We start from the raw sequence: 13,729 nt of genomic DNA, 5'->3' as shown, positions 1-13,729 counted from the left end.
CCGCAGGCTTTGATCCTCGGATCCATCGGATTGGGGCCATATCAACAAATAACGCTATAAGAGCCACACATTTAAGATCAGCTTGCCGGATGTGAAGGCCTTGTTCGAGCGGCGTGGCTAGGTTTTGTAGAAGTGATGTGAGGCCGCCCGGTGATGCCGTGAAAAACATCATGGCATCACTAAGCCATCAGCGGATAGTCAAAGTTGCTCATCGCATAGTTCGTCCGGGCGATCTTTAGTCTCGGACACTGGAGTAATATACGAGATTCAGGCTAAACTGAGCGACGTTGATGTGGACAAGTCCGCAGCGAGAAGTTCCGAAATAAGGTGAATAAGTCGCCCTGGGCGTTTAGAAGCCGCCGGTTGAGTAGCTGGCTCTGCCGCAGGTGCCATTTTCGCGTATCTAGGTTGCTGGAGTTGCACGCGAGTTGAGGGATGGCCGGAGCCGAGACCGTTGCAAAATATGAAACAAGAAATGCTTAGCGAAGACGGGAACGTAGAATGAGTGAACAGCACTACGACGAGACATTCGATTTTGTTGTTGTTGGCAGCGGGGGTGGCTCAATGTGCGCCGCCTTGCTGATGCGGACATTAAACAAAAGCGTCGTCATTCTCGAAAAGACCGATTTGGTTGGCGGCACGACCGCATACTCTGGCGGCGTCATGTGGATTCCTAATAATCGCTTCATGGCCGAAGCGGGGCTCGATGATAGTTACGAGAAGGCCACTGCTTACATGGACGCGACAGTCGGCCAGTCCGAGGATGCGCCCGGCGCGGCCCCGGTTCGGCGGGCAGCCTATTTGCAAGAAGGGCCGAAGATGGTGGACTTCCTCGTTGACCAGGGTATCAAGCTGCGGCGGATCGGCTATTACCCCGATTATTATGATGAGCGTCCAGGCGGTTCAGAGCCCGGGCGGACGGTAGTTGCTGAGTTGTTCAACCTCAATGAATTGCCAAAAGATTGGGTCCCCAAGCTGCGGCCTAATTTCTTGCCGCTTCCAGCTTCCCTCGATGAACTGTTTTCGCTCGCCACGTTCAAGAACTCCTGGGCGGGCAAGCGCACACTCGCTAAGGTCGGGTTCCGCGGCATTATGGCAAAACTAACCGGTAAGCACTGGGCCACCGCCGGTGCGGCTCTTCAGGGCCGCATGCTGCAAGCCGCCCTGAAGGCGAAGACCGAAATCCGTGTCGATTCCGCTGTCAAATCATTGATTCTGGACGAGGGCGCGGTCAAGGGCGTCGTCACGGTCAAGGAAGGCAAAGAGTGGCGCATCGGTGCGCGACTCGGTGTGCTGGTGAATGCTGGCGGTTTTGCGCAGAACCAGGAGATGCGGGACAAATATATTCCCCATACCTCTGCGGAATGGACCGGCGCTCGGGAGGGAGACACGGGCGAAATGCTGCGTGAGATGATGTTGCTCGGCGCCGACATAGCCCAGATGGACGAAACCATGGGCAGCCAGATGGCAATTCCGCCCGGACGCGGCAACACCACTGGCAAAGGCATAGAAATTGGCGGCGTTGGGGGCCAGATGGAACTTGCTAAGCCACACGCAATCCTCGTTGATCAATCCGGCGTACGCTACATGAATGAAGGCGGCTCATACTCTGAATTCTGCATGAACATGCGCAAGCGGCACGCCACTGTACCGGCGATTCCGAGTTGGTGGATCATGGATGCGCAATACATGAAGAACTACATGTTCTGCGGCACCATGCCGGGCTCCAAAAAGCCACAGGAATGGTATGATACCGGATGGCTAAAGCGCGCCGAGACCATAGAGGGCCTGGCCGCGGCTTGCAACCTCGAACCTGTGACGCTGAAGGCGACAGTCAACAAGTTCAATGCAGACGTTCAGGCGGGGAAGGACACACAGTTCCACCGCGGCGACCGCGCATATGACCGCTGGCTCGGGGATCAGTTCCACCAACCTTCCGCAACTTTGGGCACAATAGAGCAGGGGCCCTTCTACGCCGTTCCTATGGTCCCAGGCGATGTCGGAACATGCGGTGGTGTCGTCTGCGACGAATACTCCCGCGTACTCCGCGAAGACGGCCGGCCCATCGCCGGTTTGTATGCCACAGGCACCGGCACGGCCTCGGTTATGGGGAGGTATGCCGTGGGTCCGGGCGCCAGTATAGGCCCGTCTTTCACATGGGGCTATGTCGCTGCCAAGCACGCGGCAAACGCGGGGAACATAATTGAGTAACAACAAGTGGCTGGGGCCATGTTGTTGGGTAAAGCCGATTTGCTGGCCAACCTTGTGAGCAACGAATTGTGGCCATGAGCACTGCTAGAGCGCCGGTTGCCATTGTGACCGGCGCGGGCTCGGGCATGGGGGCTGCCGTCGCCAAGCGTCTGTCGCTTCGCGATTCCCCGCTCATGCTCTGCGACCTGGATGAGGCCAAGTTGCGCAGGAATTGGTCGACCGGTGATGATGTGCCTGACATTACGTTCCTGGGCGGTGATGTCAGCGATGCCGGCTTTGCATCGCGGCTGGTCGTGGCGCTTGCGGGCCGAGCTGTTGCGGCGTTCGTCCATTGCGCCGGTATCTCCGCCACGATGGCGGATCCTGCACGCATATTGCGAGTCAATTTGGGCGGTACGCTCGTTTTGGTGGTGGCGTTGCGCCCATTTATGGCACCAGGCTCGGCTGCGGTGCTACTATCCTCATCCGGCGGTCATTATCTGGGCACCTCTTTCGACAATTTGCTCAATGATGTGACAAAGGCAGACGACGTCTCGGCGCTGAACAAATATGCCGACCGGCCGGAGCGGGCGTATTCAATGTCCAAACGGGCCGTGCAATTGCTGGTACGGCGCGAGGCCGTGGCCTTCGGGCTTGTAGGGGCCAGGATCATCTCGATTTCACCCGGGATCATCGATACGCCGATGGGCCATGCCGAGCATAGCGCCGCGCCGGCGTTGCAAAGCATTATCGCCGGCGGTGCGCTGCCCCGGCTGGGCCGTGCGGAAGAGGTCGCGGAAGTCGTGGCCTTCCTCTGTTCGCCTGGAGCCAGCTTTATCACGGGCTGCGATATTCAGGTTGATGGCGGCCAAATTGCTGCCTTCCAGGTGGCCCAGGCCCGCGCAGTGCAGGCCCAGGCTTAGCGTCAGACCTTACCCGCCGCCTCTTCCCGGCGCCGCGCGCGCTGGGCGATGATGTTGGGCTGCCCGGTATGCGCCGTTGTGCCGCCATCGGCGACGACGATCGAGCCGGTCATATACGAGGCTTCGTTTGAAGCGAGGAAAGCAATGATATTGGCCATTTCCTCGACTGTGCCCATGCGGCCAAGCGGAATTGGGTCAAGCCATGCCTGACGATCAGCGGCCGAGCCATGTGCACCAACACCCATCGCCGTACCGGCAACCGTGCCAGGGCAAAGGGCGTTCACGCGGATACCGTCATGCGCGCAATCGAGCGCCAGCGAGCGTGTATAATTTATCAAAGCCGCCTTGGATGCGTTATAGGCGGTGAAACCATAATCGCCTGCGAGCCCCGATACCGAGGCGATGTTGACAATGGCCCCCCCCTGTCGCGCCATCACCGGGATGGCGGCCCGGCACACATAGAAAACGGCCGAGACATTGACGTCGAACACCCGGTTCCAAACCACCGGGTCAAGATCCGGCGTTTCATCCAGGCAGCCGATCCCAGCATTATTCACAAGCACATCGACACGGCCGAACAGCGCCACCGCGGCCTCCACCATCGCCGTGGCATCGGTCGGCGATGTCACGTCGGTGCGGTGAAATGCGACAGCATCACTGGTCTCCTGCGGCGGATTGAGATCTGCGATTAAAACGCGCGCGCCCTCGCGCACCAGCCGCTGAACGGTAGCGGCACCGATCCCTGATGATCCACCTGTAACGATTGCCACCTTGTCCTGGAATCTCAACGTGAAGCCCATCCTCGAAGAGCCGATTGCAAACTAAGTCTCGAGCGTTGCGATATGATTACGAACGGCGGTGGTGTTGCCTTCCTCCACCAAGATCTCGATCAATGTTCCGCTGCCGGGGGCCGGAATCTCAACGGTGGTCTTGGCCGCCTCGACTTCGAGCAGCATCTCGCCGACCTCGACCTTATCGCCGACAGCTTTCAGCCAGCGGACAATTTCGCCGTCCTGCATGCCCATGCCGAATTGTGGGAGCAATACCTTAATCTTGGCCATTATACGGTTCCTTGAGCTGAATCGAAGTGCTCTACGCCAACCAGCCGGCAAGCGGCCGTGACAATCCTGTCGACGGAGGGATAGAGCGATTTTTCTATAGCAGGGCTGAACGGCAGATGCGTATCGGCCGTTGCCACGCGCAGCACGGGGCCGCGAAGCGCGTCAAAAGCAAACTCTGCAATCATTGCGGAAATCTCGCTCGCTGCGCTGCATGTCTGGTGCGCCGGATCAACCGTGATCGCCCGGCCGGTCTTTCGAACCGATTTAAGGATGAGGTCGCGATCCAGCGGCACCAAGCTGCGCGGATCAATGATCTCAGCAGAAATGCCAAGCCCTGCAAGCTTCTGGGCCGCTTTCAGCGCAAGCGGCACGGCGCCGGCAACGGCGATCACCGAAACATCCGTTCCTTCACGTTTAACGTCGCCCTTTCCGAGCGGGATCAAAAAATCCGGATCAGTCGGGAGATCGGCCTTCGAGGACCAGCAAGTGCTATCCTCGAAGCAAAGCACAGGATCGTCGTCGCGAATTGCCACCTTCAACATTCCTTTCATGTCAACCGGGTCAGAAGGCACGATGATTTTCAGACCAGGCACGTTCATGAACATGGAATAGGGGCGGTCACTATGCTGTGCGGCGTTCGAGTTACCGTAGAAAAGACAACATCTGATCACCAGAGGTAGTCTGGCTTGCCCGCCATAAATATAGCGGGACTTGGCGATGATGCTGATGATCTGGTCCATGGCGGGATACAAAAAGGACGAGATGGTAACGTCAACGATCGGCCGCGCGCCGACCATCGCGGCACCGGCAGACGCACCAATGAAGCCGTTTTCCGAAATTGGCGTGTCGAGCACACGCTCGGCGCCGAACATATCGACAAACCCCGTGGTTGTGCCAAAAACGTTGCAGATGATATCCTCGCCCATGATAAAGACGCGGCTGTCACGCTGCATCTCCTCCATTTGAGCCTGGCGGATCGCCTCAAGATAGGTGGCTCTTGCCATCAGATAATGTCCTCCGACAACCATGCGGGGATTGGCAGCCGTTCGACAAAGACATCGTCGAAGGCTTCCAACTGGCTCGGATAAGCGCTCTCGCGGGCGAATGCCAGCGCGTCCTGCACCTCCAGTTTTACTTCCTCAACAATCGCGTTAAGCACTGAAGCCGCGATCCCGCCCTCCAGCAAACGCGCTCGGTACATCAAAATAGGATCGCGTTTGCGCCATACCTCAACCTCGGGGCCGCGGTTAAGCGTCAGCCGCCCCATGTTCACGGCATGGTCCGCATAACGGTAGGTTTTTGACTCCAGCAAGGTCGGACCGCCGCCGGCGCGAGCCCTGTCGACGGCCGCTGCGACAGCCTCCTCCACCGCGTCCACGTCCTGCCCGTCGACGATCGCTGACGGAATGCCATACGCCCTGCCGCGATCAGCTATATTGACGATCGCCATTGACCCGCTGACGGGTGTTGAGACCGCGTAACCATTATTTTCGCACAGGAAAATCGCTGGCAGTTTCCACACGGCGGCTAGGTTCAGCCCCTCATGGAATGCGCCTTCGTTGCTGGCGCCGTCGCCAAAGAAGCAGAGCGAGACTCGGCCGTTACGTTGCAGTTTCGCACCAAGAGCCGCACCTGCCGCAACGGGGATGCCAGAGCCGACGATACTGGTTTCACCCAAACTGCCGACCGAAAAATCCGAAAGATGCATGGATCCGCCTTTGCCCTTGCAAACGCCAGTCACCTTGCCCAGGAGTTCCGCCATCAGCGGACGAAGTTTTGCCCCTTTGGCAATTGGGTGGCCATGGCTCCGGTGGTTGCCTACCATATAATCATCCGAGCGCAGTGCGATGCAGGCGCCGACGCCGGTGGCTTCCTGGCCAGTATAGGTATGCAATGCGCCGGGCACTTCACCGGCGGCGTGTATTGCCTCGGCGACGGTTTCAAATTCGCGGATGCGCACCATCCTCCGGAATTTTTCAAGGCTCAGGTCGTTGGGGCGATCACTCACAGCATTCTCCGTGAACAGTATGGGCCGCCAAAGGGTACCGGCCATAATCAATGGGCATGGACATCATGTATCAGCTTTCGTGGGTGGTCTCAATTCAGCCGCAACGCTGCGGCACGCGGTCAACTCACGCTTTGCGGCGTTCGTCAGGAACACTGCGGCGGCACCGATTGGTATGAAGCGGATGCCGCGCGCGATCAATGTTCTTGCATCTGCGGCATCGACCGCGGCATTGCCGGCAATCTTCCCATGCCGCTCACACGCTGCCACCAGTTGCTCCATCGCCTCGATGATCGGTGGCGCCGGAAAGGCCGAATAGATCTCGTCAGGGCGCAGGCCCATGCTTACAGCGAGGTCGCCACCACCCAGCAATACGCAATCGACACCAGGCGTCGCGACGATCGCATCCAGGTTACGCATACCTTCGACAGTTTCGATCATCACGACACAGAACGGATCTTGGTCTAGCGCCTTGCCTCCCAACGTATTTCGTGCCGCCCCGATGGAACGTATGCCGCGCGGTGGATAGCGGGTGGCGCCGGCCACAAGCCGCGCCTGCTCCGGGGTGGAGACCATCGGGATGACGACGCCGATCGCCCCGATATCCAGCGCCCGGCCGATTTCGGCTGGATCATGGCCGGTAACACGAACAAGCGAAAAGGTTCCCCCCAGCTGTAGCGATTGCAGGATTGAGAGCAATCCATCCCAGCTTGCCGTTCCATGTTGCAGGTCGACGATTACCCAATCAAACCCGACCGCACCAAAACGCTCCGCAACCAGGTTGCACCGGATGCCATACCAGCTGCCTAGGGAGACGCTGGAGTCACTCAAAGCCTTGCATATCGGATTCATATCAAACCTTTTGCTTGTGAAGGGAGCCGCACCCCACGTGTCCAAGACAGAGAGTAACTCGTCAAAATACGGCCAGCGGCGTTTCGGCCACACCGTGTTCACCGGGCCTCAGGGCAAACAATCCGCCATTTGCATCGCCGCCTGGCAGGTCGGGGTTAATCTTCATCTTCGTCGATGTCACATATAATGTGCCCATGTCCCGCCCGCCGAATGCCGGCTTGGTCGGGTTGGAGAACGGCAGAGCGATGACCCGGTCCAGACTGCCGTCCGGCAAATAACGGTGTAATTCGCCGATCCCGACGACAGCGAGCCAATAGCCACCTTCGCTATCCACCGTCGCGCCATCGATGTGTCCGCGGCCACCTGCAGCAAGTTCAATGAAGATACGAGGGTTAGCGAGCGCTCCAGTTTCCGGAGCGAGGTCGTATGCCGCCACCTGCCTCTTCGGGGAGAGCGAAGCATACAAGGTCCGGCCATCCGGGCTGAATGCTAGCCCATTGGCAACGGCAATGCCGGTGATGACGGGCGTAAGGGTATTCCCATCGAGGCGGAAATAGGCAGCACCTGCGGTGTTTCTATCTGCCGGATAATGATGATCATAGGCGCCGATCCAGAACCGGCCCTGCCGGTCACAATGGCACTCATGCAGCATCACATGCTCGGGCAATGGCGAAGCGGCCCGCAACGGCATCTCGCCTGTTGCAACATCAAATTCGTACAGACCATCTGCAAGGGCGAGCAACAGATTACCATCGTCTTTATGAACAAAGCCGCCGATGCGCTTTGGCATGGGCCAAACATTATGCGCCCCGGTTTCGGGCGACCAGCGATGCAGTTCCGGTGGCTGGTCGCAGTTCACCCACCACAGCGCCTGGTCCGTGGCCGACCAGATTGGCGTTTCGCCGAGGTAGTTATCAATATCTAGGATGCGGGTTATGGCGGTCATGCAACGTTTCCACTCGACTATTTTGTAGCCCACCGGCGATTTGTCGGCGCTTTGATACCGGGGTCATTGCCCGCAATGGGCCTAAACACGCGATTGCGGCGAGTGATTTTCAGAGCGATCGGCAAACATATCGCCCGTTCGATATTATGAGGTGGTCAGGGCATGCTTGCCTGCGACGTAACCCCAGACGAAAGATGGACCCACGCTGGAGCCCGCACCGGGATAGGCGCGTCCCATGACCGAGGCGGTGGAGACGCCGGTGGCGTAAAGCCCGGGGATAACGGAACCATCCTCGCGGAGCACACGCGCATTGGCGTCTGTGACCACGCCGCCATAAGTCCCTACATCGCCCGGAACCACAGGCATAGCGTAAAACGGCGCCTCCTTGATATCTCCGAGGGATGCGCTGGGCTGGTGGAACGGGTCGCCCAGCCAACGATCATAAGCGCGGTCGCCGCGCTTAAAGTCCGCGTCATGGCCGGCTGCGACAAAACCATTGAACCTTTCTACCGTTGCTTGCAGCGCCGCAGGTTCTATTTGTACCATGTCGGCCAACTCCTCCAGCATATCGGCCTTTTTGAGAAACCCATCTGTAAACCACCGGGCCGGTTTATTTGCACCGGGCATGGTCCCGGCGAGCATATATTTGCGAATGAACTGACTATCAAAGATTGCCCAACTCGGAATTGCCGGAACCGTGCGATTTCGCTCCAGCATACCCTGGCAATAGGTCATGTAAGAGCCGGCCTCGTTCATGTATCGCTGCCCCGTTTGGTCAACCAGGATCGCGTGAGGGGCAGCGGTTACGCCCTGAACAACCTCCTTCACGGCATTGTCCTCTGTACCCGGTGCAATCGACATCTGGTTGCCGACCATTTCTTCCATTTGAGCAATCGCCGCACCGTGGCGCATCATCTCCAGGATCATTTCGCCGGTATCGCCTTCAATCGTATTTGTCCATTTGACCGACGTGCCGGGCTGATATTTATCGCGCATTGCCTGATTTTGTGCGAACCCGCCGGCGTTCACGAGGACGCCGAGCCGCGCACCAACCCGGTGTGGGCGCCCATCTTTAATTGTAACGATGCCTTTTACAGCGCCGTCCTCGACGATCAATTCGGTGACCGGAGATTCAGTACGGAACTCAACATTTGACCTCAGCGCCGCCTGGAACATCCGCCCTTGTAGCGCTGCGCCGGCCGTGACGTAATGTTTGCCCGTTAGCTTCGCAAACACCGTGCGCAACGCGAACCTGACCGCAATACGCTTGGCCTCCCAGGATTGCTTCAGGAACCTCAGCTTGAGCATTTCATCAAGCGTACTCATCATAGAAATGAAATTGGGACGGAGCTTCTGCTTCCATTCTCCCAATTCGTTGGCGTTGAACAACTCGGCCACCACAGTACGGCCCTGTTCAGATCCGCCAGGGCGTTCATCATAATAATCCGGCCAATAATTGACCCGGGTCAACTTTATCCCTTGCTTGACCAGAAAATCAACCATTTCAGACCCCTGGGTCAAATAGGCATGGCGCCGTTCGCGCGAGGTGCCGGGCGTGTCGTTGTGGTCGCCAACGACATTGTCCAAATAGGTAGTTGCTTTTTCGAGGCTATCTTCAATTCCGTCGCGCTTCATGAAGCGATTGTTTGGAATCCACATCACGCCGCCAGAGCGGGCCGTGGTACCGCCGATCAGCGGCGTTTTTTCCAGGATCAACACCGACTTGCCGGCCTCGCGCATGATCAAACTGGCGCACATTGATCCGCCGCCGCTGCCAACTACGACAAAATCGAAAAGCTCGTTGAATTCGGTCATCATATGCCTTCCGGTCGGCCCCTCATTACATTGGTTTTTCATTTACTTCATTTCCTCGTATTGTAGGCTATCGGGTACAATCCAGCAATGAGACATGATGAATTGTGAAACGCAGCTGGTTAACTTTGGCGGTAAAAGACTCGTCAATTCGCTACCTTAAATGCCGGCGATCCGATGTAAGAAGTAAGCAAAATCGATATCAAATGCACTTACGCTGAGAATGATCCGCGTTTGGACGAAGCCACCATCGCCCCGGCGATAGTGAGGATGAGTTATCCCGCTTTATTTCGTTCGATGTTAAGAGACGAGAGATTCCTAAGAGTCTGGATCTCCCAGGCCCATGATCAAAAGAACAAGGTTCACGAGATGACTGAATTCTCCGGTATCGAGAAGCTACTGGCCCTCGAAGAAATCAAACTGCTTAAGGCGCGGCGCGACCGCGCGGTCGACACCAAAGATTGGGATTTATATCTCTCGCTTCATGCGCCCGACCATGTCTCGCATAATGACGGATATGAGCGTTGGAACAATGCTCAAGAAATGATCAGCAACGTCAAAAAACTCCTCGACGAGACCAAGATCTCAGTACATCACTCCCACACGCCAGAAATTACCTTTGAGTCGCCGGTCAAAGCAAAAGGCATTTGGGCAATGGAAGACAACATTTTTTGGAAACAGGGCGACGAAGACCATTGGCTGCACGGCTTTGGATTCTATCACGAGACCTATGAAAAGCGCGACGGCAAGTGGCTTTTCACGAGCCGTCAGTTGAAGCGAACGCATGTCCTAACGTCAGCGGGCACTAAGGGCGTTCTTCAGCCCTGAGTGGTAGGCTGTTTCATCAGTAAAACCTATCATCGATACCAGTTAATGGTCTTCTGCAGCGGCATGAGTGCGCCCCGTGCCGGTACTCCGAAAGGCCTGCTGCAGTTACGAAAGTGATAAATAATGTCGCTCGAAATTTCTAAATTCGGCATCGTTGCCCCTGGTACATCGCTCACGCCATCATTGGACGGCGAGTGGATCCGAAATATTCCGTTCAACGAAATGGCCCAGATCGTGACCGTTGCTGATCGGCTTGGTTATGATCACGTCTCCTGCGCCGAACATATCGGCGTGCCGAGCGGCGAAGCAGACCGCCGCGGGACACGCTATTACGACCCGCTTGCAACATTCGGCTATTTCGCCGCGATCACCACCAAAATCCGCTTCACCACCGCTGTGCTTGTGCTCGGTTATCACCATCCCCTCGAGATCGCGAAGCGCTACGGTACGCTGGATGCCGTCAGCGGGGGGCGCCTCAATCTCGGCCTTGGCGTTGGCACGTTGAAGGAAGAGTTTGACCTTCTCGGGCTTGGTGGTGCTGAGTTTACCGAGCGCGGCGCCCGTGCCGATGACGCGCTGTGCGCACTCAGAGCCTCGCTCGGCCAGAGCAAGCCCGAATATCATGGGCCCTATTACGATTTTTCGGGACTCACGATTGATCCTTGTGCAGTCCAGCATCACATTCCGCTTTGGATAGGCGGCCGTACTGGCCGTTCGTTGCGCCGTGCGGTCGAACTTGGCGATGGCTGGATGCCGTTCGGCCTGAGCATCGAGGAAATGGCGAAGATGATTGCCTTCGCCCGTACGACGCCGGCCTGGGCCAAGCTTACGAAGCCGCTTGACTTCGTCCTGCCGCCGCCCGAGCGGATCGATCCGGTCGCCAGGCCCGGGCAGGCGGCGGACACCATCCGCGCTATGTTCGCGGCCGGAGCAACAAAGTTGACCCTGAGCTTCAGCGCAACATCAACCGGCCATTACCTCGAGCAACTTGAAGGGTTGGCCGCGCTCACCCTATAACTTACAGGGTAGCACGAGAAAAATTGCACCTCCACTAAGGCATTTCGAGAATAGCGACCTTGCTCCCGGGATGACGGAAGCATTGTTTCCATTTTGTTTCGGGAGGAGGCCACAATGATAGGCGCACGATATAATGGAAAGTTTCAAAGAGCACGCTGCAATCGTCACAGGGGCGGCTGGCGGCATGGGTTCAGCGATAGCGCGCGCCTTTGCCAAACAAGGCTGGCCACTTGTGCTGAGTGATCTGCACGAGGAGCCGCTCGCGGCGCTCGGCACAAAAAAAATCGGAGCCCTCGTACATGCCGCGGGGGTTTCACCGTCCATGACAAACGGCAAGCGTGTGTTCGCGATCAACTTTACGGCGACGAAAACCCTGGTTGAGGCGCTTTTACCTAACATGGCGCTAGGCGGTGCCGCGGTGCTGATTGCGTCCAATTCGGGCAACTTTTTGCGGGGGCAATTATCGACAGAGCCGTAAAAATACTGCTCAAAGGGAAGGTCACGCTGCTTAGCCGGCTTTTGCTGCGCAGTCCGCGAACCGCTTATCCGCTTTCCAAGCGCGCCGTGCAGCTCTACGCCAAAGCCATGTCACCGAGCTTTGGTCAAGCCGGCGCCCGCATCGTTTCCCTGTCACCGGGGATAATCGACACGGATATGGGGCGTCTGGAACAGAAGGCCGGTCCAGAGATGGACAAAATGATTTCGGTCACACCGCTCGCGCGGTTTGGCCGCGCTGACCAGATCGCGTCTGTCGTTGCGTTTCTCGTTTCACCTGCCGCGAGCTATATCTCGAGGACGGATATTCTGGTCGATGGCGGTACGGTTGCCGGCATCGAAGCCGTGGGTGGGCCATTAAAACTCATGTCGAGAAAATAAACGCCCACGTGTTAGCCTCTACTTTTTGGGAGGCTTAAACCTTGATCAGCACGGCACCGGCCTGACCGCCGCCGGCACACATGGTGGCAATGCCATAGCCTCCGCCACGGCGCTTGAGGTCGTTGATCAATGTGATCACCATGCGGCCGCCGGAAGCCGAAATCGGGTGACCGATGGAGCAGCCGCTCCCTGAGATGTTCACGTTTTCCTCGTCGAGGCCCATCACACGGCAAGCGGCGAGCGGCACGGCGGCGAATGCCTCATTAATCTCCCAGAGCTTGATGTCGTGGAGCTTCACGCCAGTGCGCAACAGCAGCTTCTGAACCACGGCGGGCACCGAGGTGCCGGTTCGCGCCGGATCGACGCCAATGGAAGTCCAGCCAAGAATCGTGGCAAGCACTGGCTTGGCCTCGGCTTGCGCCAAGGTGCTGCTGGTAATCACCAGCGCCGAAGCGGCATCGTTCAGGCCGCTGGAATTGCCAGCCGTAATCGAGAAGCCCTCGATCTCTGGGTGGAGCACGGCAAGCGTCGCCATCTTTTCCATGCTGCCGCCGCGCCGCGCATGTTCGTCGACCTTGAAGTCATACTCAACGCCTTCGGCATTCTTCACGCGCACCGGCACGATCTCGGCCTCGAAGCGGCCGGCATCGATCGCGGCGATGGCGCGCTGGTGCGAGCGCAGGGCCCAGGCATCCATCTCCTCGCGAGTCAGACCAACTTCCCTGGCGGCGTTCCAACCGACGGTGATCGACATGTCGCGGTTCGGCGCCTCGGGGCTGTCCGGATGGGTCGGCGGGATCCACCAATCATGCCACTCGCCGGTTTCCGGGTCGCGCTGGCTCATGCGCGGCATCATCGACCCGCCATTGACGCCGCCAGCGATGATGATCTGCTCCATGCCAGCCAGGATGGCACCGGCGGCAACGCCGATCGCGGAAAGGCCACCGGCACAATGCCGGTTAAGCGCCATGCCGCCGGCTCCCATCATGCCTAGTTCGACCGCCGCATGGCGCGCGACAGCGCCGCCACCATACAGGGATTCAGCCAGGATCACATCGTCAATCCGGCCCGGAGCGAAGCCTGAGCGTGCCACGGCTTCGCCCACCACGATGGCCGCGAGTCGTTCCGGCAACGTGTTGGCAAGCGAACCCTTGCGGGCGGTGCCGACGGCGGTGCGGACCGCGCTGACGATCACGGCTGAGGACATAGGCATATCTCC

General features: G+C 58.1%; 14 protein-coding genes. 6 read left to right on the top strand and 8 right to left on the bottom strand.

The window, feature by feature from the left end; genetic code table 11:
* The first annotated feature begins 501 nt into the window (after positions 1-501).
* On the top strand, positions 502-2,211 hold the full coding sequence (locus QQJ84_RS10845) for an FAD-binding protein (RefSeq protein ID WP_284258207.1): 1,710 nt from the start codon (positions 502-504) through the stop codon (positions 2,209-2,211).
* Positions 2,212-2,315: 104 nt separating this feature from the next.
* Positions 2,316-3,113 (top strand): SDR family oxidoreductase, encoded by a 798-nt coding sequence (locus QQJ84_RS10840; protein WP_284258206.1) that lies wholly within the window; start codon positions 2,316-2,318, stop codon positions 3,111-3,113.
* Positions 3,114-3,115: 2 nt separating this feature from the next.
* Here the strand turns inward: QQJ84_RS10840 and QQJ84_RS10835 are convergent, their stop codons facing one another.
* The 7 genes from QQJ84_RS10835 to QQJ84_RS10805 form a co-directional block, all read right to left on the bottom strand.
* Complete coding sequence (locus tag QQJ84_RS10835) at positions 3,116-3,913, bottom strand: meso-2,3-butanediol dehydrogenase (RefSeq protein WP_284258205.1); 798 nt, start codon at positions 3,911-3,913, stop codon at positions 3,116-3,118.
* 21 nt (positions 3,914-3,934) lie between these two features.
* Complete coding sequence (locus QQJ84_RS10830) at positions 3,935-4,174, bottom strand: biotin/lipoyl-containing protein (RefSeq protein ID WP_284258204.1); 240 nt, start codon at positions 4,172-4,174, stop codon at positions 3,935-3,937.
* The gene (locus QQJ84_RS10825; protein WP_284258203.1) at positions 4,174-5,178 is read right to left on the bottom strand and encodes an alpha-ketoacid dehydrogenase subunit beta; all 1,005 of its coding nucleotides are present in this window, start codon (positions 5,176-5,178) and stop codon (positions 4,174-4,176) included. The genes QQJ84_RS10830 and QQJ84_RS10825 overlap by 1 nt, the downstream gene beginning before the upstream one ends.
* Positions 5,178-6,227: a thiamine pyrophosphate-dependent dehydrogenase E1 component subunit alpha gene (locus QQJ84_RS10820; RefSeq protein ID WP_284258201.1), complete on the bottom strand. Its 1,050-nt coding sequence runs from the start codon at positions 6,225-6,227 to the stop codon at positions 5,178-5,180. Before QQJ84_RS10820 ends, QQJ84_RS10825 begins: the two co-directional genes overlap by 1 nt.
* 18 nt (positions 6,228-6,245) lie before the next feature.
* A complete protein-coding gene (locus tag QQJ84_RS10815; protein ID WP_284258200.1) occupies positions 6,246-7,133 on the bottom strand; it encodes an HpcH/HpaI aldolase family protein in 888 nt (295 codons plus the stop codon).
* Positions 7,093-7,977, bottom strand: a complete 885-nt coding sequence (locus tag QQJ84_RS10810; protein ID WP_284258199.1) for an SMP-30/gluconolactonase/LRE family protein — start codon at positions 7,975-7,977, stop codon at positions 7,093-7,095. Before QQJ84_RS10810 ends, QQJ84_RS10815 begins: the two co-directional genes overlap by 41 nt.
* A 144-nt stretch (positions 7,978-8,121) precedes the next feature.
* A complete protein-coding gene (locus QQJ84_RS10805) occupies positions 8,122-9,795 on the bottom strand; it encodes an FAD-dependent oxidoreductase (protein WP_284258198.1) in 1,674 nt (557 codons plus the stop codon).
* A 228-nt stretch (positions 9,796-10,023) separates the two neighbouring features.
* Between QQJ84_RS10805 and QQJ84_RS10800 the strand changes: the two genes are divergently transcribed.
* The 4 genes from QQJ84_RS10800 to QQJ84_RS10785 all read left to right on the top strand — a co-directional run bounded on the left by QQJ84_RS10800 (position 10,024) and on the right by QQJ84_RS10785 (position 12,510).
* On the top strand, positions 10,024-10,617 hold the full coding sequence (locus tag QQJ84_RS10800; protein ID WP_284258197.1) for a nuclear transport factor 2 family protein: 594 nt from the start codon (positions 10,024-10,026) through the stop codon (positions 10,615-10,617).
* 123 nt (positions 10,618-10,740) lie between these two features.
* Positions 10,741-11,634 (top strand): LLM class F420-dependent oxidoreductase, encoded by an 894-nt coding sequence (locus tag QQJ84_RS10795; protein ID WP_284258196.1) that lies wholly within the window; start codon positions 10,741-10,743, stop codon positions 11,632-11,634.
* Between the two features lie 133 nt (positions 11,635-11,767).
* On the top strand, positions 11,768-12,112 hold the full coding sequence (locus QQJ84_RS10790; RefSeq protein WP_284258195.1) for an SDR family oxidoreductase: 345 nt from the start codon (positions 11,768-11,770) through the stop codon (positions 12,110-12,112).
* A gap of 41 nt (positions 12,113-12,153) precedes the next feature.
* Positions 12,154-12,510, top strand: a complete 357-nt coding sequence (locus QQJ84_RS10785) for an SDR family oxidoreductase (RefSeq protein WP_284258194.1) — start codon at positions 12,154-12,156, stop codon at positions 12,508-12,510.
* 34 nt (positions 12,511-12,544) lie between these two features.
* On the opposite strand, the gene QQJ84_RS10780 is transcribed toward QQJ84_RS10785, so the two are convergent.
* Entirely contained in the window at positions 12,545-13,717 is a 1,173-nt protein-coding gene (locus tag QQJ84_RS10780; protein ID WP_284258193.1) for a thiolase family protein, read from the bottom strand.
* Positions 13,718-13,729 lie beyond the last annotated feature (12 nt).

The organism is Acidocella aquatica, assembly GCF_030160635.1.
In the GTDB taxonomy this organism is placed as follows: Bacteria; Pseudomonadota; Alphaproteobacteria; order Acetobacterales; family Acetobacteraceae; genus Acidocella; species Acidocella aquatica.
The sequence above is the reverse complement of the archived record's forward strand: the minus strand, read 5'-3'. Positions and strand labels throughout refer to the sequence as shown.